The sequence below is a fragment of the Phenylobacterium sp. genome (assembly GCF_013911965.1).
Taxonomy (GTDB): Bacteria; Pseudomonadota; Alphaproteobacteria; order Caulobacterales; family Caulobacteraceae; genus Phenylobacterium.
Map to the genome: position 1 here is coordinate 208,914 of NZ_JACESE010000002.1, position 24,138 is coordinate 233,051.

Here is a 24,138-nt window from a genome sequence, read left to right on the forward strand (position 1 = left end):
ATGACCCCTCAGTCTCTTTCCATCGTCCTGGTCTTCGCGCCGCTCGTCGGCGCGATGATCGCCGGCCTGTTCGGCCGCCGCATCGGCGACGTGGCCTCCCAGGCCGTGACCACGGGCCTGCTGCTGCTGTCGGCCGCGCTGTCCTGGACCATCTTCGCCCAGTGGACCTGGGGCGGGCTGGAGCCGTTCACGCTCACCCTGCTGCCCTTCATCAACATCGGCGACTTCCAGTCGGCCTGGTCGATCCGCATCGACGGCCTCTCGGCGGTCATGCTGATCGTGGTGACCACGGTCTCGGCGCTGGTCCACGTCTATTCGTGGGGCTACATGGCCGAGGACGACTCCCGGCCGCGCTTCTTCGCCTATCTGTCGCTCTTCACCTTCGCCATGCTGGCCCTGGTGACGGCCGCCGACTTCATGCAGCTGTTCTTCGGCTGGGAAGGGGTGGGGCTGGCGAGCTACCTGCTGATCGGCTTCTGGTTCAAGAAGCCCACGGCCAACGCCGCCTCCATCAAGGCCTTCGTGGTCAACCGGGTCGGCGACTTCGGCTTTGCGCTCGGCATCATGACCGTCTTCTGGATGTTCGGCACGATCGAGTTCGCCGAGATCTTCCCGCGCGTGCCGGAATTCGCGTCGGCCGGCTGGTCCTTCGCCGGCCAGACCTGGCACGCCATCGACCTGGCCTGCGCGCTGCTCTTCGTGGGCGCCATGGGCAAGTCGGCCCAGTTCTTCCTGCACACCTGGCTGCCGGACGCCATGGAGGGCCCGACCCCGGTCTCGGCCCTGATCCACGCCGCCACCATGGTGACGGCCGGCGTCTACATGGTCTGCCTGCTGTCGCCGATGTTCGAGTATGCGCCGGTGGCCAAGCAGATCGTCACCCTGGTCGGTGCGGTGACGGCGCTCTTCGCCGCCACGGTCGGCCTGGCGCAGAACGACATCAAGCGGGTCATCGCCTATTCGACCTGCTCGCAGCTCGGCTACATGTTCTTCGCCGCCGGCGTCGGCGCCTATCAGGCGGCCATGTTCCACCTGTTCACCCACGCCTTCTTCAAGGCGCTGCTGTTCCTGGGCGCGGGCTCGGTGATCCACGGCATGCACCACGAGCAGGACATGCGGAAGATGGGCGCCCTGTGGAAGCTGCTGCCCGTGACCTATGTCGTCATGGTCATCGGCACGCTGGCGATCACCGGCTTCGGCATTCCGAGCCTGCATCTCGGCTTCGCCGGCTTCTATTCCAAGGACATGATCATCGAGGCGGCCTACGCCGCGGGCCAGCAGAACGGGCTCGCCTACTTCGCCTTCGTCATCGGTCTCCTGGCCGCCGGCCTGACGGCCTACTATTCCTGGCGTCTGGCCTTCATGACCTTCCACGGCCACGCCAAGTGGGGTCACGAGACCCACGACGACCACGCCAGCGCGCCCGCCCAGCACGTCAGCCATGACGAGCCGCTGCCGGATGCGCCCGAGCATGACCAGCACCACGGCCACAAGCCGCACGAGAGCCCCTGGGTGATGGTCGTTCCGCTCCTCGTCCTGGCGATCGGCGCGGTCGCGGCGGGCTTCGCCTTCGCCGAGCAGTTCGTGGGCCATCATCAGGGTGAGTTCTGGCGCGGCGCGATCTTCACCGCCCCGACCAATCATGTGCTCGACGAAGCCCACCACTCGCCCGCCTGGGTCCTCTGGGCGCCGCTGGTGGTCTCGACCCTGGGCCTTGCGGCCGCCTTCTACATCTACGTTCTGCGCGAAGGCCTCGGCGCCCGCATGGCGGCGAAAGAGGGCCCGGTCTGGACCTTCCTCTACAACAAGTGGTTCTTCGACGAGCTCTACAACGCCACCTTCGTGCGCGGCGCGCGGGGCCTCGGCGACCTCTTCTGGAAGGTGGGCGATCAGAAGCTGATCGACGGGCTGGGTCCGAACGGCGTGGCGGCGGTTTCCGGCGCCGTCGGGCGCCGGACCGGGCGGCTGCAGACGGGCTTCGTCTACCACTATGCGTTCGTGATGCTGCTCGGCGTGGCGGGACTTCTGTCCTTCGCGCTCTGGGCCTGGGCGGCTTGAGTCGGGGGATTACGTCATGACCGGCATTCTCTCGCTCATCACCTACGCGCCCCTGGCCGGCGTGCTGGCGATCCTCGCCCTGCGCGCCACGGCGTCCGCGGGCGGACCCAAGTCGGCCGAAACGGCCAAGTGGATCGCCTTCGTCACCACGCTGGCGACCTTCGCCCTGTCGCTGGTGATGCTGGCCCAGTTCGACCGCACCACGGCCGACTTCCAGTTCGTGGAGGACTTCGCCTGGTTCGGCGGGCTCCATTACCGGATGGGCGTGGACGGCATCTCGGTGCTGTTCGTCGTGCTCACGGCTTTCCTGATGCCGCTCTGCATCGCCGCCTCCTGGCGGTCGATCGAGACCCGCATCGAGGAGTACCTGATCGCCTTCCTGGTGCTGGAGACCCTGGTCATCGGCGTCTTCTGCGCGCTCGACCTGATCCTCTTCTACGTCTTCTTCGAGTTCGGCCTCGTGCCGATGTTCCTGATCATCGGCATCTGGGGCGGCAAGAACCGGGTCTATGCGGCCTTCAAGTTCTTCCTCTACACCCTGCTGGGCTCGGTCCTGATGCTGGCCGCGGTGCTGGCCATGATCGGCATCACCGGCACCTCGTCGATCCCCGAGCTCATGACCTACGAGTTCGGCCAGGGCGTGCAGATCTGGCTGTGGCTGGCCTTCTTCGCCTCCTTCGCGGTGAAGATGCCCATGTGGCCGGTGCACACCTGGCTGCCCGACGCCCACGTGGAGGCGCCGACGGCCGGCTCGGTCATCCTGGCGGGCATCCTGCTGAAGATGGGCGGCTACGGCTTCATGCGCTTCTCGCTGCCCATGTTCCCGGACGCCTCGGCCTATTTCACGCCGCTGGTCTTCGCCATGTCGGTGATCGCCATCGTCTACACCTCGCTGGTCGCCTTCCGGCAGACCGACATCAAGAAGCTGATCGCCTATTCGTCGGTCGCCCACATGGGCTTCGTGACGCTCGGCATCTTCTCGGGCAACGCCCAGGGCGAGCAGGGCGCCATCTTCCAGATGGTCAGCCACGGGGTGATCTCCGGCGCGCTCTTCCTCTGCGTCGGGGTCGTCTACGACCGCATGCACACCCGCGAGATCGCCTTCTACGGCGGCCTGGTGAACCGCATGCCCTGGTACGCCGCAGTGTTCCTGCTCTTCACCATGGGCAATGTGGGCCTGCCGGGCACCTCGGGCTTCGTGGGCGAGATCCTGACCATGACCGGCGCCTACGAGGCCTCGACCTGGGCGGCCATTGTGGCGGCCACCGGCGTCATCCTCTCGGCGGTCTATGCGCTCTCCCTCTATCGCCGGGTCGTCTTCGGCGAGATCACCAACCCGGCGCTCGCCCAGATCACCGATCTGGACTGGCGCGAGGTGGCGATCTTCGCGCCCCTGATCCTCGGCACGCTGTATCTCGGCGTCTATCCGGCCGCCGTCTTCGATTTCACCCAGGCCTCGGTCGACAACCTGGTCGCGGTCTATCGCGCGGCGATCGGCGGGTGAGGGGGCTTTTCCGATGAACTTCTCCGCTGATCTCAGCCTCGCCCTTCCCGAGGTGATCCTTGCGGGCGGCGCGCTCCTGCTGCTCGTCTGGGGCGCCTTCCAGAGCCGCGCCAACGCCGTCTTCACCCTCGCAGCCGTCGCCGTCCTGGGCGCCGCCGCCGTCGCCGCCGTGGTCGGACCTGTGGGACGCGGCTTCGCCGGCGGCCTGGTGGCCGACGCGGCCTCGTCCTTCGCCAAGGTGGCCATCTACGCCGCCAGCGCCATCGCCATCCCGCTGGGCCAGCCCTGGTTCCGCCGGCGCGGCATCAACAATTTCGAGTTCCCGGTCCTCATCGTCCTCGCCGCCCTGGGCATGGGCATGATGGCGTCGGCCGGCGACCTGATCTCGCTCTATGTGGGCGTCGAGCTCCACTCGCTGGCGCTCTACGTCATGGCGGCCATGCATCGGGACGACGCCAAGGCCTCGGAAGCCGGCCTGAAGTACTTCGTGCTGGGCGCGCTCTCCTCGGGCCTGCTGCTCTACGGGGCGTCTCTCATCTATGGCTTCGCCGGCTCGACGCGGTTCGACGTGATCGCGCAGACGGTGTCCGACGGCGCCGGGGTGGGCATCCTCTTCGGGCTCGTCTTCCTGATCTGCGGCCTGGCCTTCAAGGTCTCCGCCGCGCCCTTCCACATGTGGACGCCCGACGTCTATGAAGGCGCGCCGACCCCGGTCGTCGCCTTCTTCGGCGCGGCGCCGAAAATGGCCGCCATGGTCCTCTTCGCCCGCGTCCTGGCCGACGGTTTCGGCGGGGCGGCCGAGCAGTGGCGCCAGATCCTGGTCATCGTCGCCCTGCTGTCGGTGGCCGTGGGCGCCTTCGCGGGCCTGGCCCAGAGCAACCTCAAGCGCCTGTGGGCCTATTCGTCCATCGCCAACATCGGCTACGCCGTGCTGGGCCTGGCGGCCGGCGACGCGGCCGGCGTGCAGGCCATGCTGGTCTTCATGGTCCTCTACATGGTCGATGTGACCGGCTTCTTCGCCTGTCTTGCGGCGCTCTCCCGCGAGGGCCGTCCGATGGAGACCATCTCCGACATGGCCGGGCTGGTGAAGGAGCGTCCGGGCATCGCGCTCGCCATGACCGCCTTCTCCCTCTCGGCCCTCGGCCTGCCGCCCTTCTCGGGCTTCTGGGCGAAGTTCTATGTCTTCAAGGCCGCCATCGGCGCGGGCCTCGGCGTGGCCGCGGTCATCGCCCTGGTGGGGTCCGTCGTGGCGGCCTTCTACTATCTGCGCCTGATCAAGGTGATGTGGTTCGACGCGGCCGCCGGCGCCGTGGACAAGCCCGCGCCCGAGGCCAGGATCATCGCCGTGGCGCTCGCCCTCTTCACCTTCCCGGTCGTCCTCGTCGCGCTCGCCTTCATCGACCCGCTGGCAGCGGCGGCCGCGGCGGCCTTCGGCCTCGCCTGAATTGGCGGCCGAGCCCCCTCCGATCGAGTTCCACGCCGAACTCGACTCCACCAACGCCGAGGCCCGCCGCCGGGCCGAGGCCGGGGAGGGCGGCCCGGTCTGGATCGCCACGTCCCGTCAGACCGCCGGCCGCGGCCGTCGCGGGCGGGCCTGGGAGACCGGCGACGGCAATCTCGCCGCCACCCTGCTGCTGACCACAGACCGCCCGGCGGCCGAGGCCGCCCAGCTGTCCTTCGTCGCCGCGCTGGCGGCCGCCGATCTGGCGGAGGCCTGTCTGGGGCCCGGGAAGGTCAGCGTGAAGTGGCCCAACGACCTGCTGATCGCCGGCCGGAAGGCCGTGGGGATCCTGGTGGAATCCGGGCCGCGGGCCGACGGGCGCCTGTGGCTGGCGGTCGGCGTCGGGATCAACCTTCGTGCGGCCCCCTTGGCGGTCGAGCGTCCGGCCACCACATTCGCCGAGCACATGGCGGGCCCGCCACCCACGCCTGAGGCGGCGCTGGAGGTCCTGGCGCGCGCCTTCGAACGCTGGCGCGGCCTGTGGGCCACGCAGGGCTTTCCCGCAATCGCGCGTGGATGGACCGAACGCGCCCACGGTCTTGGGCAGGCCTGCGTCGCCCGTCTTCCCAACGAGACGCTCGAAGGCGTGGCGGAGGGCATGGACGAGGACGGCGCCCTGCGGCTGCGCCTGCCCGACGGCTCGCTGCGCCGCATCACCGCCGGCGACGTATTCTTTGGAGACGCCTGATGCTTCTGGCCATCGAACAGGGCAACACCAACACCCTCTTCGCCGTCCATGACGGGGAGACCTGGATCGCCCAGTGGCGGGCGGCCACCGATTCCACGCGTACGGCCGACGAATACGCCGTCTGGCTCTCCCAGCTGCTCAACATGGCCGGGCTGCAGTTCGGCGTGCTCGACGCCTGCATCATCTCCAGCGTGGTGCCGCAGTCGATCTTCAACCTGCGCAACCTGGCGCGGCGCTACCTGCACGTCGAACCCCTGGTGATCGGCGAGAACGCCGAACTCGGCATCGCCGTGCGGATCGACAAGCCTTCGGAAGCCGGCGCCGACCGCCTGGTGAACGCGATCGGGGCGCACATCCTCTATCCCGGCGACCTCATCGTCATCGATTCCGGCACGGCGACCACCTTCGACGTCATCGCCGCCGACGGCGGGTTCGAGGGCGGCGTCATCGCGCCCGGCATCAACCTGTCGATGGAGGCCCTGCACGCGGCCGCCGCCAAGCTGCCCCGGGTGGCCATCCAGCGCCCGCAGCGCGTCATCGGCAAGGACACGGTCACCGCCATGCAGTCGGGCGTCTTCTGGGGCTACATCGCCCTGATCGAAGGCCTGATCTCCCGCATCAAGGCCGAATGGGATCGTCCCATGACCGTGGTCGCAACCGGCGGCGTCGCTTCGCTTTTCCATGGGGCCAGCCTGGCCATCGACCACTTCGACCCCGACCTGACGATCCGGGGCCTGCTCGAAATCCATCGTCGCAACCGCGGAGGCGCATGATGGCCCGATCGAAAGAGGACGAACTCGTCTTCCTGCCCCTGGGCGGGTCCAACGAGATCGGCATGAACTTCAATCTCTACGGCTTCGGTCCGTCGCATGCGCGCAAGTGGATCGTCGTCGACCTGGGCGTCACCTTCGGCGACCTGACCACGCCGGGCGTCGAACTGATCCTGCCCGATCCGGCCTTCATCGAGGAGCATGCCGACGACATCCTGGGCATCGTGCTGACCCACGCGCACGAGGACCATATCGGCGCCGTCGCCTGGCTGTGGCCGCGATTGCGCGCTCCGCTCTACGCCACGCCCTTCACCGCCTATCTGCTGCGCGAAAAGCTGCGCGAGGCGGGCCTCGAGGGCGAGGCGCATATCACCGAGGTGCCGCTCGGGGGGCAGCTCACGCTCGGCCCGTTCGAGATCGAGCTGATCACGCTGACCCACTCCATTCCCGAGCCGAACGGCCTGTCGATCCGCACGCCGCTCGGGACGATCCTGCACACCGGCGACTGGAAGATCGATCCCGATCCTCTGCTCGGCGCGCCCACCGACGAGGCGGCCATCCGCCGGCTCGGGGACGAGGGCGTGCTGGCCATGATCTGCGATTCCACGAACGTGTTCGTCGAGGGGGAGTCGGGCTCGGAGGCCGACGTCCGCGACGCGCTGTCCAAGCTGATCGGCGAGCTGAAGGGCAAGGTGGCGGTCGGCTGCTTCGCCTCCAACGTCGCACGCATGGATTCGGTGATCCGGGCGGCCGAAGCCAACGGCCGCCGCGTCTGCCTGCTGGGCCGCTCCATGCACCGCATGGCCGCCGCCGCCCGTTCGGTGGGCCTCTTCGCGGGGCTCAAGGACTTCGTCAACGAGAACGAAGCCGGCTATTTCCCGCCGGACGGCATCCTCTATCTCTGCACCGGCAGCCAGGGCGAGGCGCGCGCGGCGCTCTCGCGCATTTCCGAAGGCACGCATCCGCACGTGACGCTGGGGCAGGGGGACGCCTGCATCTTCTCCTCGCGGATCATTCCGGGGAACGAGGTGGCGATCCGCAACCTCCAGAACCGGCTCGCCGACCGGGGCGTGCGGCTCTACACCGACTACGACCACCCCGGCATCCACGTGTCCGGCCATCCCTGCCGGGACGAACTGGCGCGCATGTATTCCTGGGCCCGGCCGCAGATCGCCGTGCCGACCCACGGCGAGCGCCGCCACCTGCTCGAACACGTGGCCTTCGCCAAAGACCTGCAGGTGCCCCAGGCGCTGGCCCCGCGGAACGGCGACATGGTCCGCCTCGCCCCCGGCCGCGCCGAGATCATCGACGAGGTGCCGGCCGGCCGCCTGTTCATCGACGCCAATGTGGTCACGGTGGAGCATGGCGAGGCCCTGCGTGAGCGGCGGCACGCCGCCCACAACGGCGTCATCATGGTCTCGGTCGTCCTCGACGGCCGCGGGAAGATCGCCTCGGGTCCGCAGATCCGCGCCATCGGAATGCCGTCGGACGAGGAATACCCCCTCGACGAGGTGCTGGACGATCTGGCCGAGGAGGCCGAGCGCGCGCTGCACCGCCTGTCCGGCGAGGATCGCGACCTGGACGACGCGGTGGAGACCGCCATGTCTCGGGCGGTGAAGAAGGCCTGTCAGCGGGTCTGGGGCCGCCGTCCCGTGGTGGAGACCACGGTGCTGCGACTCTAGGTCCTTGGCCTCAACTCCGCCCTTCGCGCCGTAGGGTCAGGGGGAGTATAGGCATCTGCATGATCGGGAAACTGAACCATGTGGGCGTCGCCACGCCCTCCATCGAGGACTCGGTGCGCCTCTATCGCGATGTGCTGGGGGCCACCTCCATCACCGAGAAGCGGGCGCTGGAGGAGCAGGGCGTCTGGGTCTGCTTCGTCGACCTGCCCAATTCTCAGATCGAGCTGATCGAGCCCTTGGGCGAGAACTCGCCGCTGAAGGGCTTCCTGGCCAAGAACCCGGCCGGCGGACAGCATCATGTCTGCTTCGAGGTCGAGGACATCATCGCCGCCCGCGACGACATGCGCGCCAAGGGGGCCACGGTGCTGGGGACGGGCGAGCCGCGCATCGGCGCCCACGGCACGCCGGTGATCTTCGTCCATCCCAAGGACATGGGCGGGGTGCTGGTCGAGCTGATGGAAACGCCGAAGGACGCCCACTGATGGATCTGACGACCTCCATAGCCACCTATCTGATCATCTGGTGGGTGGTGCTGTTCGCCGTCCTGCCGATCGGCACGATCAGCCACGCCGAGGCGGGCATCGACAAGGGCGACGGCGGCGATCCCGGCGCGCCGGTCGATCCGAAGCTGAAGCAGAAGTTCATCACCACGACCTGGGTTTCGGCCATCGCCTTCGCCCTGGTCTGGATCGTCATCCGCCTCGGCTTGATCCCCATGCCGTCGGGCCCGGCCAACTTCTGAGACGCGGCTCTTCCGGATCCCCCTGGGCGCCCACGTCGTGCGCGTTCGGCCCGCCGGTGGAAAGGAACCGCCTGAATTTTGGGCGGAAGGCGCAGAGACCTTGCGCCGGAGCGATGAGCCGGGCCGCCGGTCGTTTGTTACATGGGTTACAAAGGCGTCAGCCAAGCGGCCCTGCCGGCTTGCGCAGCGTTTTCCCCGATGACCGACTGGCCGCCTGCGGATCGCAGGCGGCCTTCTTTTCGCCGCTTCGATTGCCAAGGTCGGAGGCGCGAGGCTAATCAGGGCCGATCGTTTCAGAGTCAGCTTCTCCGAAGGCCCGCATGCGTCTCTCGCGTTATTTCATCCCCACGCTGCGTGAGGCCCCCGCCGACGCCCAGATCGTGTCGCATCAGCTGATGCTGCGCGCCGGCATGATCCGTCAGGAGGCGGCCGGCATCTACGCCTGGCTGCCCATCGGCCTGCGCGTGCTGAAGAAGATCGAGCAGATCGTTCGCGAGGAGATGGACCGCGCCGGCGCCATCGAGGTGCTGATGCCGACCCTGCAGCTCGCCGACTTGTGGCGCGAGAGCGGCCGCTACGACGACTATGGCGACGAGATGCTGCGCATCAAGGACCGGCACGAGCGCGACCTGCTCTACGGCCCCACCGCCGAGGAGGTGATCACCGAGATCTTCCGCGCCTATGTGAAGAGCTACCGGGATCTGCCGAAGAACTTCTACAACATCCAGTGGAAGTTCCGCGACGAACGCCGCCCGCGCTTCGGCGTCATGCGCGGCCGCGAGTTCCTGATGAAGGACGCCTATTCCTTCGATCTGGACGAGGCCTCGGCCCGGCGGTCCTACAACCGCATGTTCGTCGCCTACCTGAACACCTTTGCGCGCCTCGGCCTGAAGGCGGTGCCCATGCGCGCCGATCCCGGCCCCATCGGCGGCGATCTGAGCCACGAGTTCATCATCCTGGCTGACACCGGCGAGAGCCAGGTCTTCTGCCACCGCGACCTGGTGGAGATGCCGCCGCCCGGCGACGTCGACTGGGACGGCGACCTGCAGCCCATCGTCGACCAGCGCACGGCCCTCTATGCGGCCACCGAGGAGATGCACGAGGCCGACCGCTTCGAGGCGGAGGTGCCCGAGGGCGACCGCCTCTCGGCGCGCGGCATCGAGGTCGGCCACATCTTCTATTTCGGCGAGAAGTACTCGCGGCCCATGCGCGCCATGGTGACGGGGCCCGACGGCCAGGAGCGCCCGATCCATGGCGGCTCCTACGGCATCGGGGTCTCTCGCCTGGTGGGCGGCATCATCGAGGCCAGTCATGACGAGGCCGGCATCATCTGGCCCGACGCGGTGGCGCCCTTCGGCGCGGCCGTGATCAATCTGCGTCCGGGCGACGCGGCCGTGGATCTGGCCTGCGAACAGGCCTACGGCGCGCTGAAGGCCGCCGGCAAGGACCCGCTGCTCGACGACACCGACGAGCGGCCCGGCGCCAAGTTCGCCGCCATGGACCTGATCGGCGCGCCCTGGCAGCTGATCGTCGGGCCCAAGGGCCTGGCCGACGGCAAGGTGGAGATCAAGCGCCGCGCCACCGGGGAGCGCCAGAGCCTGCCGCTGGACGACGCCATCAAGGCGATCACCGCGTGAACGGCGCCGCTCCGCCCTTCGGCCGCTGGGAGCGCATGCTCGCCGGCCGCTATCTCCGCGCAAAGCGCAGCCAGGGCGGGGTGGCGCTCATCTCCATCATCTCCTTCGTCGGCATCATGCTGGCGGTGGCGGTTCTGATCATCGTCATGTCGGTGATGAACGGCTTCCGGACGGAGCTGCTGGACCGCACCCTGGGCTTCAACGGCCACATCTTCGTCTCGGGCGGTTCGCTCGTGGAGCCCGATGTGCAGCGCCTGGCGGGCGAGATCGCCGGCCTGCCGGGCGTCACCCAGGCCGCGCCCCTGGTCGAGGCCCAGGCCATGGCGCTCGGCCAGGGCCAGATCAGCGGCGTGGTGGTGCGCGGCATTTCCGCCGCCGATCTGCGTGCGACGCAGATCGTCTCCGGCAACATCGTCCGCGGCTCGCTCGAGGGCTTCGGCGAGGGCGAGTACGGCGGCGACCTGATCGTCATCGGCGAGCGTCTGGCCCAGACTCTCGGCGTCCAGCCGGGCGACCCGCTCACCCTCATCTCCCCCAGCGGCGGGGCGACGGCCTTCGGCTTCACGCCCCAGCGCAAGACCTACACGGTCGCCGCCACCTTCACCGTGGGCATGAGCGAATACGACCAGCTCTTCATCTACATGCCGCTCGCCCAGGCCCAGCTCTTCTTCGGCCGGGAGGGCGTGGTCGACGTGGTCGAGATCCGGGTGGCCGACGCCGACCGGGCCATGGAGATGAAGTCTCAGATCGCCGAACTGGCGGGCCCCACCGCCATCGTCACCGACTGGACCCAGCGCAACGCCAGCTTCTGGAACGCGCTCAAGGTCGAACGCAGCGTCATGCGGCTGATCCTGATGCTGATCGTCGCCATCGCGGCCATGAACATCATCTCCGGCCTGGTCATGCTGGTGAAGAACAAGGGCCGCGACATCGCCATCCTCCGCACCATGGGGGCGGGCAGGGGCGCCATCCTGCGGGTCTTCTTCATGGCCGGCGCCTCCGTCGGCGCGCTCGGCACGCTGGTCGGCCTGGTGCTGGGGGTGCTCTTCTGCCTCTTCATCGGCCCCATCCAGAGCTTCGTGGAATGGGTGACCGGCGCCGAGGTGTTCAGCTCCGACATCTACTATCTGGCCCACATCCCGGCCCAGGTGGACTGGCGGGAAGTGCTGATCATCGTCGCCTGGGCGCTCGGCGTCTCCTTCGTGGCCACCCTGCCGCCGGCCCTGCGGGCCTCGCGCCTCGATCCGGTGGAGGCCCTTCGCTATGAGTGAGGTTCCGGTCCTCTCCGTCCGCGGCCTCGAACGGACCTATGTCACCGGCGACCGCAGCCTGACCGTGCTGCGCGGGGTCGATCTCGACGTCTATCCTGGCGAGATCGTCGGACTGATCGGTCCGTCTGGATCGGGCAAGTCGTCCCTGCTGCACGCTGCGGGCCTGCTCGAACGGCCGAACGCCGGGGACATCGCCATCGAGGGACGCGACTGCACGCGGATGAGCGAGCGGGCGCGCACCCGGGTGCGGCTCGGCTCCATCGGCTTCGTCTACCAGTTCCACCATCTGCTGGCGGAGTTCACGGCTCTGGACAATGTGGCCCTGCCGCAGATGATCGCCGGCGTCGCGCAAGGCCCTGCGCGCGAGCGGGCGGGGCGGTTGCTGAGCCAGCTCGGTCTCGCCGATCGGGTGGAGCACCAGCCGGCCCAGATGTCCGGCGGCGAGCAGCAGCGGGTGGCCATCGCCCGCGCCCTGGCCAACGCCCCGCGCCTGCTGCTGGCCGACGAGCCCACCGGCAATCTCGATCCCACGACCTCTTCGGAGGTGTTCGCCAGCCTCTACCAGCTGGTGCGCGAGACCGGCGTGGCGGCCGTCATCGCCACCCACAATTTCGAACTCGCCCGGCACATGGACCGGGTTCTGGCGCTGAAGGACGGGCATCTGGAGCCCCAGTCGGTCTTCTGAGGCTCCAGCCGGTTCAGGCTTCCGGAAGGAAGCGCGTGCCTCCGTCGGGATCGATCTCCGCGCCCGGATTGTGCGCCACTTCCCAGACGTGCCCGTCGGGGTCTGCGAAATAGCCCGAATAGCCCCCCCAGAAGACGGCTTCCGGCGGCTTCAGCGCCTTGGCCCCCGCGGCGAGCGCTTCGGCGAAGATGGCGTCCACCTCGGCGCGGTCGCGGCCGTTGATGGCGATGGTGACGCCGCTGAAGGTTCCGTCGATCGGACGTTTGGCGTCCTCGGCCAGGGCCTCGCGGCCGAACAGGCCCAGCACCATTCCGGGCAACTGATAGAAGCAGACCGCGTCCATGGCGCTCACCGGCTTCCACCCCAGCCCCGCCTCATAGAAGCGGCGGGAGCGGGGCAGGTCGGCGACGCCGAGGGTGATCAGACTGATGCGTTGGTCCATGGGTCGGCTCCTTGGGGGCGGGCTTGACGATGAGAACAAAACCAGAATAAGAACATTTATCGAACATCCACAAGTGGGCCACAGGGGAGTTGGTGATGGTCATTCGTCTGGCGCGGGAATCGCTGGCATTTGCTTCGGTGGCGGGCTTCGTTTGGATGGTCTGCCAGGTCGCCTACCTGGTGGGCTGACGGCGCGGCGGTGCGGAGGTGAGGATGAGCGAACAGCAGGCAGGCGGCTTCGTCCATCTGCGCGTCCGCTCGGCCTACTCCCTGCTCGAAGGCGCCATCAAGGCCGACGCCATCGGCAAGCTGGCCGCGGCCCAGGATATGCCGGCCGTCGCGCTCACCGACCGCACCAACCTCTATGGCGCGCTGGAGTTTTCGGTGGCCACGCAGGGGGAGGGCGTCCAGCCCATCGTCGGCTGCGCCCTGGCGGTGACCGGCATCGGCGACCGGCTGGCGGAGAAGTGGGCGCGGACGCCCACCATCGTCCTCCTGGCCCAGACCGAAAGGGGCTATCTCAATCTTTCCGAACTGTCCTCGGCCGCCTTCATCGACAGCGTCGGCGGCGTGGAGGAGGCGGCCGTGCCCTGGTCGAAGGTGGCCGAGCACGCCGAGGGCCTGATCCTGCTGTCCGGCGGCTGGGACGGACCGATCGATCCGCTGATGGCCGCCGGAAAGGTGGCCGAGGGGCGGGCGGCGCTCGCCGAAATGCACCGGGTCTTCGGCGACCGCTTCTATGTGGAGCTGCAGCGCCACGGCCTGCAGGCCCAGGCCCTGGCCGAGCCGGAGCTCGTCGCCTTCGCCTATGAGCATGACGTGCCGCTGGTGGCGACCAACGACGCCTACTTCGCCGAGCCGGAGATGCACGAGGCGCACGACGCTCTGCTCTGCATCGCCGACGGCGCCTTCGTCGGTCAGGACGAGCGCCGCCGGGTCACGGGCGAGCACTGGTTCAAGCCGGCCCATGAGATGCGGGCGCTTTTCGCCGATCTTCCCGAGGCTTGCGACAACACGCTCGATATCGCGCGCCGCTGCGCCTTCATGGTCCACAAGCGCGATCCGATCCTGCCGCGCTTCCCCACCGAAGGCGACCGCAGCGAGGCCGAGGAGCTGGCCCATCAGGCGCGCGAAGGTCTGAAGGCCCGCATGGCCAAGGGCCAGGCCAATCACGCGCCGGAGGCGGAATATTTCGAACGGCTGGAGCGGGAGATCGGGGTCATCACCCAGATGGGCTTCCCCGGCTACTTCCTGATCGTCTCGGACTTCATCAAGTGGGCCAAGGCGCACGGCATTCCGGTGGGCCCGGGCCGGGGGTCGGGCGCCGGTTCGCTGGTGGCCTATTCCCTGACCATCACCGATCTGGATCCGCTGCGTTACGGCCTGCTCTTCGAGCGCTTCCTCAACCCGGAGCGGGTCTCGATGCCCGACTTCGACATCGACTTCTGCCAGGACCGGCGCGAGGAGGTGATCGCCTACGTCCAGCAGCGCTATGGCCGCGACCGCGTGGCCCAGATCATCACCTTCGGCACGCTGCAGGCGCGGGCTGTGCTGCGCGACGTCGGCCGGGTGCTGCAGCTGCCGCTCGGCCAGGTGGACCGGCTGGCCAAGATGGTCCCGGCCAATCCGGCGAACCCCGTCACCCTGGCCAAGGCCATCGAGATCGAGCCGCGCCTGCGCGCCGCCCGCGACGAGGACGAGGCCGTCGCCCGCCTGCTGGACGTGGCCCTGAAGCTGGAGGGGCTCTACCGCAACGCCTCCACTCATGCCGCCGGCGTGGTGATCGGCGACCGGCCGCTGACCGAACTGGCGCCCCTGTATCAGGACCCGCGGTCGGACTTGCCGGCGACGCAGTTCAACATGAAGTGGGTCGAAAGCGCGGGCCTCGTGAAGTTCGACTTCCTGGGCCTGAAGACCCTGACGGTGATCCACAAGGCGCTGGGCTTCCTCGAGCAGCGCGGGGCCGGGGTGGATCTCGCCGCCCTGCCGCTGGACGACGCCAAGACCTATGAACTGATGTCCAACGGCCACACGGTCGGGGTCTTCCAGATGGAAGGCCAGGGCATGCGCGACACCCTGCGCCAGCTGCGGCCCAACTCCATCGAGGACGTCACCGCCGTCGGCGCCCTCTACCGTCCGGGCCCGATGGACAACATCCCGGCCTTCGTCGACTGCAAGTTCGGCCGCCGCGAGATCGACTATCTGCACCCGTCCCTGGAGCCGGTGCTCAAGGAGACCTACGGCATCGTCGTCTACCAGGAACAGGTGATGCAGATCGCCCAGATCCTGGCCGGCTACTCGCTCGGCGGCGCGGACCTGCTGCGCCGCGCCATGGGCAAGAAGAAGAAGGACGAGATGGCCAAGCAGAAGGCCATGTTCGTCGAAGGGGCGGCGGGACGCGGCGTGCCGGAGGCCCAGGCCGCCTCGATCTTCGAGCTGGTCGACAAGTTCGCCGGCTACGGCTTCAACAAGAGCCACGCGGCGGCCTACGCCGTCGTCTCCTACCAGACCGCCTGGCTCAAGGCGAACGCGCCGGTGGAGTTCATCGCCGCCTCGATGAGCCTCGACATCGCCAACACCGACAAGCTGGCCGTCTTCTATCAGGACGCCAAGCGCTTCGACGTGAAGATCCGCGCCCCCGACATCAACGCCTCGGGCGCGGACTTCGAGGTGAAGGACGGTGAGGTGCTCTACGCCCTGGGCGCCATCCGCAATGTCGGCCTGGCGGCCATGGAGCACGTGGCGGAGGTCCGCCGCGAAGGCGGACCGTTCCGCGACATCTTCGACTTCGTCGAGCGCGTGGACCCCAAGCACGTCAACAAGCGCACTTTCGAGACCCTGGCCCGCGCCGGGGCCTTCGATTCCATCCACGCCAACCGCGCCCAGCTCGTGGCGGCCGCCGACACCCTGATCGCCTACGCCCAGAGCATGGCCGCCGACCGCGCCTCGGCCCAGGCCAGCCTGTTCGGGGGCGACCAGGCGGGGGTCGGCCGGCCGCGCCTGCCGCGGGCGGAGATGTGGACCCCCTCCCAGCGGCTGGACGAAGAGCTCTCGGCGGTCGGCTTCTACCTCTCCGGCCACCCGCTGGAGGACATGGTGCCGGCGCTGCGCCGGCGGCGCACCGAACTGCTGTCGGACGTCATCCCGCGCGCCGAAGCCGGGGCCGAGGTCTTCCGCATGGCCGGCATCGTGCGGCGCAAGCAGGAGCGGGCCTCGCAGTCCAGCGGCGAGAAGTTCGCCTTCGTCTCGCTCTCCGATCCGACCGGCGAGTACGAGGTGCTGTTCCCGCCGGAGTCCCTGCGCCGCTGCCGGGATCTGCTGGAGCCGGGCCGTGCGGTCTCCCTCAAGGTGAGGGCGCGGGCGCGGGACGGGGAGGTGCGCTTCTTCGGCGACGACGCCGAGCCGGTGGAGAAGGTGGTCGAGAACGCCGTCGCCGGGCTTCGCGTCCACGTGGCCCCGCGCAGCGCCGAGATCGAGGCGCTCAAGCGGCGGCTGGAGACGGCCGCCAACACCCGCGGCGGCGAGATCGTCCTGACGGCGCCGGTCGGCGAGGGGCGGGAGGTCGAGGTCAAGCTGCCCGGGCGTTTCACGCTGGACGCCGCCGTCCGTGGCGCGCTGAAGACCGCCCCGGGCGTGCTCTTCATCGAGGATCTCTAGACCGCCCGCGGCTCTTCGGCCCGGACGGCGGCCCGGCAGGTCCAAGCCGCCGTCCATGCTTGCTTTTTTCGCAAGTCCGCCTTATTTGCCGGCCCATCACACACGCAGGCGTTCGGCGACCGGCGGGGAGACATCCCGCAGGTATCCGTTCCGGGCCTCCGAAAGGAGGTTTTGGCCTGCGGAGGCGCACCGGAAAAAGGAGCAATCTATGGCGCTGCCCGACTTCTCCATGCGTCAGCTTTTGGAAGCTGGCGCTCACTTCGGCCACCAGACCCACCGCTGGAACCCGAAGATGGAACGCTACATCTTCGGCGCTCGGTCGAACATTCACATCATCGACCTGTCGCAGACCATCCCGCTGCTGCACCAGGCCCTGGTCAAGGCGCGCGACGTCGCCGCCGGCGGCGGCCGCATCCTCTTCGTCGGCACCAAGCGCCAGGCCTCCGATCCGGTCGCCATGGCCGCCAAGCGCTGCGCCCAGTACTATGTGAACCACCGCTGGCTGGGCGGCACGCTCACCAACTGGCGCACCGTTTCCGGCTCCATCGCCCGCCTGCGCGAGCTTGAAGGCGTGCTGGACGGCGAGGGCCAGGGCCGCGGCAAGAAGGAGCTGCTGCAGCTCACCCGCGAGCGCGACAAGCTCGAACTGTCGCTGGGCGGCATCAAGGACATGGGCGGCATCCCCGACCTGATGTTCGTGATCGACACGAACAAGGAGGCGATCGCCATCCAGGAGGCGCGCAAGCTGAACATCCCGGTCATCGCGATCCTGGACACCAACTGCGATCCGGCCGGCATCACCTATCCGATCCCGGGCAACGACGACGCCGCCCGCGCCCTTCAGCTCTATTGCGACCTGATGGCCGACGCGATCCTCGACGGCCTGACCGCCGGCCAGATCGCCGCCGGCGTCGACCTGGGCGCCTCGGAAGCCCCGATGGAGCCGGCGCTCGCCCAGACGGCGGCGGCCGAACCGGCCCCGGAAGCGGCGACCGAGCAGTCCTAATCGGTTCCGCCGCCCAGGCCGGGCGGCGGCCCCGACATCAAACTGTGACGGCTGGGCTTCATCAGGAGCCCAGTCGCTGATTCTAGATCGAAGGAGCCGACCATGGCGGAGATCACCGCTGCGCTGGTCAAGGAACTGCGCGAGAAGTCTGGCGCGGGCATGATGGACTGCAAGAAGGCCTTGCAGGAGAACAACGGCGACATCGAAGCGGCCACCGACTGGCTGCGGTCCAAGGGCCTGTCCAAGGCCGCCAAGAAGTCCGACCGCGCCGCGGCCGAGGGCCTGGTGGCCGCCGCCGTGCGGAAGGATGGCGAGGGCATGACCGGCGTGCTGGTCGAGCTGAACGCCGAGACCGACTTCGTGGCGCGCAACGAGCTGTTCCAGAACGCCGCCAAGGACGTCGCCCAGGTCGCCCTGGACAACGAAGGCGTCGAGGCGATCTCGGCCGCCAAGACGAGCGCGGGCGAGACCGTGTCCGACACGATCACCAACCTGATCGCGACCATCGGCGAGAACATGATGCTGCGCCGCGCGGCCCGTCTCACCGTGTCCCAGGGCGCGGTGGCCAGCTACGTCCACGCCGCCGCCGCTCCGGACCTCGGCCGCATCGGCGTGCTGGTGGCCATCGAGGGCGCCGGCGACCAGGCCAAGCTGCAGGAAGTCGGCCGCAAGATCGCCATGCACGTGGCGGCCACCAACCCGATGTCCCTGTCGGCCGACGATCTCGATCCGGCCGCCATCGAGCGCGAGAAGGCCATCTTCACCGAGCAGGCGCTGGAATCGGGCAAGCCCGCCGGCGTGGTGGAGAAGATGGTCGAGGGCCGCATCCGCAAGTTCCTCGAGGAGGTCGTGCTGCTGAAGCAGGCCTTCGTGATGAACCCGGACCAGACGGTCGAGCAGCTGGTCGCCGACCTGGCCAAGGAAACGGGCGCCCCGGCCACCGTGAAGGCCTTCGTGCGCTTCGGCCTCGGCGAGGGCGTGGAGAAGAAGGCGGACGACTTCGCCGCCGAGGTGGCGCAACTCAGCGGTCAGGCCTAAAGCTCGATCGACCTCATAGCTGGGGCGCGGGTCGCGTTCGACGCGGCTCGCGCCCTTGCGCTATCTTGCCTGCGCCAGAATCGGAAGTCCGCGCCCATGCCCGACGCCATGCCTGCCCTCCGCTACAAACGGATCCTCCTGAAGGTCTCAGGCGAGGTCCTGATGGGAGACCAGGGCTTCGGCATCGATCCAAACACCCTCGAGGCCGTGGCCGAGGACATCGCCGAGGTGGTCAATCACGGCCTGGAACTGTGCCTGGTCATCGGCGGCGGCAACATCTTCCGCGGCGTCTCCCTGGCGGGGAAGGGGATGGAGCGGGCCAGCGCCGACTATATGGGCATGCTGGCCACCGTCATGAACGCCCTGGCCCTGCAGGGGGCGCTCGAGAAGATCGGCGTCTACACACGCGTGCAGTCGGCCATCCCGATGGATGCGGTGTGCGAGCCCTACATCCGCCGCCGGGCCCTGCGTCACCTCGAGAAGGGCCGCGTCGTCATCTTCGCCGCGGGCCTCGGCGCGCCCTTCTTCACGACCGACACGCCGGCCGCTCTACGCTCGGCCGAGATGGGCTGCGAGGCGCTGTTCAAGGGCACCAGCGTGGACGGCGTCTATACGGCCGACCCGAAGAAGGTGGCCGACGCCCGGCGCTACGAAGCGCTCAGCTATCAGGACGTGCTGGCCCAGGACCTGCGGGTCATGGACGCCTCGGCCATCGCCCTGATGCGCGACAACCAGATCCCGATCGTGGTCTTCTCGATCCGCGAGCGCGGGAATTTTCTGAAAGTGCTCAAGGGCCAGGGCGTCTTCACGACGATCGCCTGACCCAAGGATTGGAGGAGCCCCATGGCCACCGCAGAGAAGCCGGTTCTTTCGAAGTACAAGGATCGCATGGACAAGGCCGTCGCGGCCCTGAAGGAGGAGTTCGGCTCCCTTCGGACCGGCCGCGCCTCGTCGAGCCTGCTCGACCAGGTCACCGTCGAAGCCTACGGCTCGACCGTGCCGTTGAACCAGGTCGCCGCCGTCAGCGTGCCGGAGCCGCGCATGCTGGTGGTCAATGTCTGGGACAAGGGCCTCGCCGTCTCGGTGGAGAAGGCGATCCGGAATTCGGGCCTCGGGTTCAATCCCGTGGTCGACGGCCAGAACCTGCGCATCCCGATCCCGCCGCTCACCGAGGAGCGCCGCAAGGAGATGGTCAAGCTGGCCGGCAAGTACGCCGAGCAGCAGCGCATCGCCGTCCGCAACGTCCGGCGTGACGCCAACGACGACCTCAAGAAGGCCGAGAAGGACGGCGTCGTCAGCCAGGACGAGCAGAAGCGCATGGAAGGCGAGGTCCAGAAGCTGACCGATGAGGCGATCAAGCGCGTGGACGAAGCCTTGAAAGTCAAAGAACAAGAGATCATGCAGGTCTGATCGTCAGACTGCGGTCCGACGCGCGAAGGAACGCCCATGGCCTCCAGCCCAGAGCCCACCGCCGCGACCCCGCCCGCAGCCTTCGCCGCGGGCGACGGCCTGCACGTGGCCCTGGTGATGGACGGCAACGGTCGCTGGGCCAAGCGCCGGGGCCTGCCGCGCACCCTGGGCCACCGGGCGGGGGTCGAGGCGCTCAAGCGGACGGTGGCGGCGGCGCCCGACCTCGACATCCGCTGCCTGACGGTGTTCGGCTTCTCGACCGAGAACTGGAGCCGCCCGGCCACCGAGGTGGCCGAACTCATGGCCCTGCCGAAGCGGTATTTCGAGAGCGACCTGGAGCGCCTGGAGCGCGAAGGCGTTCGGGTGCGGGTGATCGGCCGGCGCGAGGGGCTGAATTCCGAACTGGTGGAGATCATCGCCCAGGCCGAGGCGCGGACCGCGCACAACGATCGCTTTCTCCTGCAGATCGCGTTCAACTATGGCGGCCAGGCCGACATCACCGATGCGGCGCGTCGCTTCGCCCAGGCGGTGGCCGAGGGCCGCGCCCGGCCCGAAGACCTCACCGAGGCGGCGTTCGCCGCCCAGCTGTCCACCGCCGATACGCCGGCGCCGGACCTGATCGTCCGGCCCTCGGGCGAGCAGCGCCTCTCCAACTTCCTCCTGTGGGAGGCGGCGTACGCCGAGCTTGTGTTCCAGGACGTGCTTTGGCCCGACTACGGGGCCGATCACCTCAAGGCGGCCATCGCCGAGTTCCGCACCCGCGAGCGGCGCTATGGCGGGGCCGTCGCCGATGACGCCCTTGCCGCCGGCTAAGCGCTTCGACTGGTCCAACCTCGCCATTCGCGCGGCCTCCGCCCTGGTGCTGGTGCCGGCGGCGGTGGGCGCGGTCTGGTGGGGCGGCTGGCCCTTCCTCCTGCTGATGGCCGTCGGCGTGGCTCTGCTCGCCATCGAGTGGGGCGGCATGACGGCGCCGCGGGCGCCGCTGCGGGTTCTGACCTCGGTCCTGGTGGCGGTGCTCGCCGGCGTGTTCCTGGTCTATCTGCGCTACGTCTCGGCCGCCTGGCTCGTTTTACTGGCCGGGGCCGGCCTGGCCGCCTTCGTGGCGCGGCGTGTCGCCGAGCGTCCGGCGGACGCCGCCTTCGGGGTCATCTATATCGGCGCCCCCTGCCTGGCGCTCGTCTGGCTGCGCGGCACGCCCGACGGACGGCTGTGGGTGCTGATGCTGTTCGCCGTCACCTGGGCGGCCGACATCGCGGCCTTCCTGGTCGGCAGCCTGCTCAAGGGGCCGAAACTCTGGCCGCGGTTCTCGCCCAACAAGACCTGGTCGGGATTCGTCGGCGGCCTGGTCGCCGCCACCCTGGCGGGCTTCCTCTGTTCGCGCCTGCTGGGCGATGAACTCGGCGGCTTTGCGGGCGCCGTGGTCGGGCTCTTCGGCGGCCTGGCCACCATGGGTGGCGATCTTTGGGAATCGATGCTCAAGCGCCGTTTCGGGGTGAAGGATTCCGGCGACCTCATCCCGGGCCACGGCGGCCTGCTCGACCGCGTCGACGGCCTCATGTTCGCCGTCATCGTCCTGTCCATCGCCCGTCTGGCGGAGTTGCTCGCATGAACGCCCACAGCTTTCCGCGCAAGGTCACGGTCCTGGGCTCCACGGGCTCGGTGGGCATGTCCACCCTCGACCTCTTCGAGCAGGCCGGCGTGGAGCTGGAGATCGTCGGCCTGACCGCCGGCCGCAACGCCGCGCGCCTGGCCGAACAGGCCCTGCGCTGGCGTCCGCAGGTGGCGGTCGTCGAGGACGAGTCTCTCCTGCCGGAGCTGCGCGAGCGCCTGAAGGGCTCGGGCGTCCAGGCGGCGGCCGGCGCTCAGGCGGTGAAAGACGTGGCCGCGGCGGAGGCCCAGTGGGTGATGTCGGCCATCGTCGGCTTCGCCGGGCTTGCGCCGACCCTGGCGGCCGCGCGGGCCGGCGCCATCGTCGCCCTGGCCAACAAGGAGAGCCTGGTCTGCGGCGGGCCCGGCCTGCTGCGCACGGCCAAGCTGGCCGGCGGGGCGGTGATCCCGGTGGATTCGGAGCATTCGGCCATCTTCCAGGTGCTGGACTCGCGCGTGACCGAGCAGGTCCATCGGGTGATCCTCACTTCTTCGGGGGGGCCGTTCCGCACCTGGACCCGCGAGCAGATGGCCCACGCCACGCCGGAGCAGGCGGTCGCACATCCGAACTTCAGCATGGGCGCCAAGATTTCGGTCGATTCCGCGTCCATGATGAACAAGGGGCTCGAGATCATCGAGGCCGCCTACCTGTTCGCCATGCCGCCGGAGCGCCTTGAGGTCTTGATCCACCATCAGCAGATCATCCACTCGATGGTGGAGTACGCCGACGGCTCGACGCTGGCCCAGCTGGGTCCGCCGGATATGCGCGCCCCCATCGCCTGCGCCTTCGCCTGGCCCGACCGGCTGCCGTGGCCGGCGCCGCGTCTCGACCTGATCAAGAGCGGCCCGCTCACCTTCGAGGAACCGGACGCCGAGCGTTTCCCCGCGCTCGCCCTGGCCAAGGCCGCGCTCGCCGCCGGCGGCGGCGCGCCCGGAGCGCTCAACGCCGCCAACGAGGTGGCCGTGGCCGCCTTCCTTGACCGTCGGATCGGCTTTCTCGATATTGCCGCCACTGTTGCGGAGACGCTCGAGCGGATGGACCGCGAAGGGGCGCTCGCGGGGGCGGGCGGAGACATATTCGAAACGGCGCGGCAGACCGATGCGGCTGCACGGCGCATTGCCTCGGCGGTCGTCGCCGGGCTAGCCGATGCCTGATCGGCTCAAGGAGTAGCCCCCGATGCTCGCCATCCTGCAGACCGCGCTGACCTACATCATCCCCTTTCTGCTCGTGCTGACGCTGGTCGTCACCATTCACGAGCTCGGCCACTACTGGGCGGCGCGGGCCTGCGGCGTGGCCATCGACCAGTTCTCCATCGGCTTCGGCCGCAAGATCTTCGGCTGGCGCGACAAGCGCGGCGTGGAGTGGCGGGTCGGCTGGATCCCGCTCGGCGGCTTCGTCCGCTTCTCCGGCGATGAGAACGCCGCCAGCGTGCCCGACCATGAGAACCTTCAGGCCCTGCGCCAGAAGATCGAGGCCGAGCAGGGCCGGGGCGCAGCCGACCGCTACTTCCACTTCAAGCCGGTGTGGCAGCGCGCCTTCATCACCGCCGCCGGCCCGTTCGCCAACTTCGTCCTGGCCGTCGTGCTTTTCGCCGTCCTCCTGATGAGCGTGGGCGAGACGGTGGTGCCGGCCCGCGTGGCGGCCGTCGAGGCCGGCAGCCCGGCGGCGGAGGCGGGCTTCCAGGCGGGCGACGTGGTCGTGGAGGCCAATGGCCAGACGATCGACAACTTCTTCGACCTGCAGCAGATCATCGCCGTGCGCTCCAACGCGCTCACCGAATTCGTCGTGGAGCGGGACGGCCGGACGGTCACCCTGAGCGCCACGCCCGAGCGGCGCCTGGTCACCGACCGCATGGGCGGCGAGCAGAAGATCGGCGTGCTCGGCATCTCCAGTCCCGCCGGTTCGGGCGAACGGACCGTGCGCCGCTACGGCCCCGTCGAGGCTGTGGGGGCGGGGGTGGAGCGGACATGGCGGGTGCTGAGCACCACCGTCTACTACCTCGGGCGCGTGGTCACGGGACGTGAGAGCGCCGACCAACTCGGCGGGCCGCTGCGGATCGCTCAGGCGTCCGGCCAGGTGGCCCAGGTCGGCGCCCAGGGGGCGCCCGACCTCGGGGCCATGCTCCTGGGCAGCGCCGTGGCCCTCCTGGGCCTGGCGGCGGTGCTGTCGGTGGGCATCGGCTTCATGAATCTGCTGCCCGTTCCGGTGCTCGATGGCGGCCATCTGCTCTTCTACGCCTACGAGGCGGTGGCCCGTCGCCCTCTTGCGGCCAAGGTTCAGGCGGCAGGATACCGGGTAGGCCTTGCGCTGCTGCTCGGATTGATGTTGTTCGCCACCTGGAACGATCTGCAGCAACTGCGTGTGTTCAAACTCCTCGGCGGTCTGGTCTCCTAGGCTCCC

The 24,138-nt window shown here is 68.9% G+C and carries 22 protein-coding genes; 21 read left to right on the top strand and 1 reads right to left on the bottom strand.

The window, feature by feature from the left end; genetic code table 11:
- The 11 genes from nuoL to H2041_RS02900 all read left to right on the top strand — a co-directional run bounded on the left by nuoL (position 1) and on the right by H2041_RS02900 (position 12,538).
- Complete coding sequence (gene nuoL, locus H2041_RS02850) at positions 1-2,058, top strand: NADH-quinone oxidoreductase subunit L (RefSeq protein WP_293409212.1); 2,058 nt, start codon at positions 1-3, stop codon at positions 2,056-2,058.
- 16 nt (positions 2,059-2,074) lie between these two features.
- Positions 2,075-3,562, top strand: coding sequence for an NADH-quinone oxidoreductase subunit M (locus H2041_RS02855; RefSeq protein ID WP_293409214.1), 1,488 nt, complete (start codon positions 2,075-2,077; stop codon positions 3,560-3,562).
- A gap of 13 nt (positions 3,563-3,575) precedes the next feature.
- The gene (gene nuoN, locus H2041_RS02860) at positions 3,576-5,006 is read left to right on the top strand and encodes an NADH-quinone oxidoreductase subunit NuoN (RefSeq protein WP_293409216.1); all 1,431 of its coding nucleotides are present in this window, start codon (positions 3,576-3,578) and stop codon (positions 5,004-5,006) included.
- A 1-nt stretch (position 5,007) separates the two neighbouring features.
- Positions 5,008-5,751: a biotin--[acetyl-CoA-carboxylase] ligase gene (locus H2041_RS02865; protein WP_293409218.1), complete on the top strand. Its 744-nt coding sequence runs from the start codon at positions 5,008-5,010 to the stop codon at positions 5,749-5,751.
- The gene (locus H2041_RS02870; RefSeq protein ID WP_293409486.1) at positions 5,748-6,524 is read left to right on the top strand and encodes a type III pantothenate kinase; all 777 of its coding nucleotides are present in this window, start codon (positions 5,748-5,750) and stop codon (positions 6,522-6,524) included. Before H2041_RS02865 ends, H2041_RS02870 begins: the two co-directional genes overlap by 4 nt.
- Complete coding sequence (locus tag H2041_RS02875) at positions 6,524-8,203, top strand: ribonuclease J (protein ID WP_293409220.1); 1,680 nt, start codon at positions 6,524-6,526, stop codon at positions 8,201-8,203. The genes H2041_RS02870 and H2041_RS02875 overlap by 1 nt, the downstream gene beginning before the upstream one ends.
- Positions 8,204-8,262: 59 nt before the next feature.
- On the top strand, positions 8,263-8,685 hold the full coding sequence (gene mce / locus H2041_RS02880) for a methylmalonyl-CoA epimerase (RefSeq protein WP_293409222.1): 423 nt from the start codon (positions 8,263-8,265) through the stop codon (positions 8,683-8,685).
- Positions 8,685-8,945, top strand: a complete 261-nt coding sequence (locus tag H2041_RS02885) for a DUF1467 family protein (RefSeq protein WP_293409224.1) — start codon at positions 8,685-8,687, stop codon at positions 8,943-8,945. The genes mce and H2041_RS02885 overlap by 1 nt, the downstream gene beginning before the upstream one ends.
- A gap of 320 nt (positions 8,946-9,265) precedes the next feature.
- A complete protein-coding gene (gene proS / locus H2041_RS02890) occupies positions 9,266-10,582 on the top strand; it encodes a proline--tRNA ligase (RefSeq protein WP_293409226.1) in 1,317 nt (438 codons plus the stop codon).
- 35 nt (positions 10,583-10,617) lie between these two features.
- Positions 10,618-11,853, top strand: coding sequence for a lipoprotein-releasing ABC transporter permease subunit (locus H2041_RS02895; RefSeq protein ID WP_293409488.1), 1,236 nt, complete (start codon positions 10,618-10,620; stop codon positions 11,851-11,853).
- The gene (locus H2041_RS02900; RefSeq protein WP_293409228.1) at positions 11,846-12,538 is read left to right on the top strand and encodes an ABC transporter ATP-binding protein; all 693 of its coding nucleotides are present in this window, start codon (positions 11,846-11,848) and stop codon (positions 12,536-12,538) included. The genes H2041_RS02895 and H2041_RS02900 overlap by 8 nt, the downstream gene beginning before the upstream one ends.
- A gap of 13 nt (positions 12,539-12,551) precedes the next feature.
- Here the strand turns inward: H2041_RS02900 and H2041_RS02905 are convergent, their stop codons facing one another.
- Positions 12,552-12,980, bottom strand: a complete 429-nt coding sequence (locus H2041_RS02905; RefSeq protein ID WP_293409230.1) for a VOC family protein — start codon at positions 12,978-12,980, stop codon at positions 12,552-12,554.
- 95 nt (positions 12,981-13,075) lie between these two features.
- On the opposite strand from H2041_RS02905, the gene sidA reads away from it, so the two are divergent.
- The 10 genes from sidA (at position 13,076) to rseP (ending at position 24,132) form a co-directional block, all read left to right on the top strand.
- The gene (gene sidA, locus H2041_RS02910) at positions 13,076-13,168 is read left to right on the top strand and encodes a cell division inhibitor SidA (RefSeq protein WP_293409232.1); all 93 of its coding nucleotides are present in this window, start codon (positions 13,076-13,078) and stop codon (positions 13,166-13,168) included.
- Positions 13,169-13,192: 24 nt separating this feature from the next.
- Positions 13,193-16,636, top strand: a complete 3,444-nt coding sequence (dnaE, locus tag H2041_RS02915) for a DNA polymerase III subunit alpha (RefSeq protein WP_293409234.1) — start codon at positions 13,193-13,195, stop codon at positions 16,634-16,636.
- Positions 16,637-16,844: 208 nt separating this feature from the next.
- Positions 16,845-17,642, top strand: a complete 798-nt coding sequence (gene rpsB / locus H2041_RS02920) for a 30S ribosomal protein S2 (protein ID WP_293409236.1) — start codon at positions 16,845-16,847, stop codon at positions 17,640-17,642.
- A gap of 102 nt (positions 17,643-17,744) precedes the next feature.
- Positions 17,745-18,680: a translation elongation factor Ts gene (gene tsf / locus H2041_RS02925; protein WP_293409238.1), complete on the top strand. Its 936-nt coding sequence runs from the start codon at positions 17,745-17,747 to the stop codon at positions 18,678-18,680.
- Between the two features lie 96 nt (positions 18,681-18,776).
- Positions 18,777-19,502, top strand: coding sequence for a UMP kinase (gene pyrH, locus H2041_RS02930; RefSeq protein ID WP_293409240.1), 726 nt, complete (start codon positions 18,777-18,779; stop codon positions 19,500-19,502).
- A 21-nt stretch (positions 19,503-19,523) separates the two neighbouring features.
- Entirely contained in the window at positions 19,524-20,090 is a 567-nt protein-coding gene (gene frr / locus H2041_RS02935; RefSeq protein ID WP_293409242.1) for a ribosome recycling factor, read from the top strand.
- Positions 20,091-20,126: 36 nt separating this feature from the next.
- Positions 20,127-20,903: a polyprenyl diphosphate synthase gene (gene uppS / locus H2041_RS02940; RefSeq protein WP_293409244.1), complete on the top strand. Its 777-nt coding sequence runs from the start codon at positions 20,127-20,129 to the stop codon at positions 20,901-20,903.
- Positions 20,881-21,699 carry a phosphatidate cytidylyltransferase gene (locus H2041_RS02945; RefSeq protein ID WP_293409246.1) on the top strand — a complete coding sequence of 273 codons (819 nt, stop codon included), beginning with the start codon at positions 20,881-20,883 and terminating at the stop codon, positions 21,697-21,699. The genes uppS and H2041_RS02945 overlap by 23 nt, the downstream gene beginning before the upstream one ends.
- Positions 21,696-22,892, top strand: a complete 1,197-nt coding sequence (dxr, locus tag H2041_RS02950; RefSeq protein ID WP_293409248.1) for a 1-deoxy-D-xylulose-5-phosphate reductoisomerase — start codon at positions 21,696-21,698, stop codon at positions 22,890-22,892. Before H2041_RS02945 ends, dxr begins: the two co-directional genes overlap by 4 nt.
- A gap of 22 nt (positions 22,893-22,914) precedes the next feature.
- On the top strand, positions 22,915-24,132 hold the full coding sequence (gene rseP, locus H2041_RS02955; RefSeq protein WP_293409250.1) for an RIP metalloprotease RseP: 1,218 nt from the start codon (positions 22,915-22,917) through the stop codon (positions 24,130-24,132).
- The last annotated feature ends 6 nt before the right edge of the window (positions 24,133-24,138 follow it).

Coding starts and splice junctions, on each gene's coding strand:
- nuoL (WP_293409212.1), top strand. CDS start 1: ATGACCCCTCAGTCTCTTTCCATCGTCCTGGTCTTCGCGCCGCTCGTC.
- H2041_RS02855 (WP_293409214.1), top strand. CDS start 2,075: ATGACCGGCATTCTCTCGCTCATCACCTACGCGCCCCTGGCCGGCGTG.
- nuoN (WP_293409216.1), top strand. CDS start 3,576: ATGAACTTCTCCGCTGATCTCAGCCTCGCCCTTCCCGAGGTGATCCTT.
- H2041_RS02875 (WP_293409220.1), top strand. CDS start 6,524: ATGGCCCGATCGAAAGAGGACGAACTCGTCTTCCTGCCCCTGGGCGGG.
- mce (WP_293409222.1), top strand. CDS start 8,263: ATGATCGGGAAACTGAACCATGTGGGCGTCGCCACGCCCTCCATCGAG.
- H2041_RS02885 (WP_293409224.1), top strand. CDS start 8,685: ATGGATCTGACGACCTCCATAGCCACCTATCTGATCATCTGGTGGGTG.
- proS (WP_293409226.1), top strand. CDS start 9,266: ATGCGTCTCTCGCGTTATTTCATCCCCACGCTGCGTGAGGCCCCCGCC.
- H2041_RS02895 (WP_293409488.1), top strand. CDS start 10,618: ATGCTCGCCGGCCGCTATCTCCGCGCAAAGCGCAGCCAGGGCGGGGTG.
- H2041_RS02900 (WP_293409228.1), top strand. CDS start 11,846: ATGAGTGAGGTTCCGGTCCTCTCCGTCCGCGGCCTCGAACGGACCTAT.
- H2041_RS02905 (WP_293409230.1), bottom strand. CDS start 12,980: ATGGACCAACGCATCAGTCTGATCACCCTCGGCGTCGCCGACCTGCCC.
- sidA (WP_293409232.1), top strand. CDS start 13,076: ATGGTCATTCGTCTGGCGCGGGAATCGCTGGCATTTGCTTCGGTGGCG.
- dnaE (WP_293409234.1), top strand. CDS start 13,193: ATGAGCGAACAGCAGGCAGGCGGCTTCGTCCATCTGCGCGTCCGCTCG.
- rpsB (WP_293409236.1), top strand. CDS start 16,845: ATGGCGCTGCCCGACTTCTCCATGCGTCAGCTTTTGGAAGCTGGCGCT.
- tsf (WP_293409238.1), top strand. CDS start 17,745: ATGGCGGAGATCACCGCTGCGCTGGTCAAGGAACTGCGCGAGAAGTCT.
- pyrH (WP_293409240.1), top strand. CDS start 18,777: ATGCCCGACGCCATGCCTGCCCTCCGCTACAAACGGATCCTCCTGAAG.
- frr (WP_293409242.1), top strand. CDS start 19,524: ATGGCCACCGCAGAGAAGCCGGTTCTTTCGAAGTACAAGGATCGCATG.
- uppS (WP_293409244.1), top strand. CDS start 20,127: ATGGCCTCCAGCCCAGAGCCCACCGCCGCGACCCCGCCCGCAGCCTTC.
- H2041_RS02945 (WP_293409246.1), top strand. CDS start 20,881: ATGACGCCCTTGCCGCCGGCTAAGCGCTTCGACTGGTCCAACCTCGCC.
- dxr (WP_293409248.1), top strand. CDS start 21,696: ATGAACGCCCACAGCTTTCCGCGCAAGGTCACGGTCCTGGGCTCCACG.
- rseP (WP_293409250.1), top strand. CDS start 22,915: ATGCTCGCCATCCTGCAGACCGCGCTGACCTACATCATCCCCTTTCTG.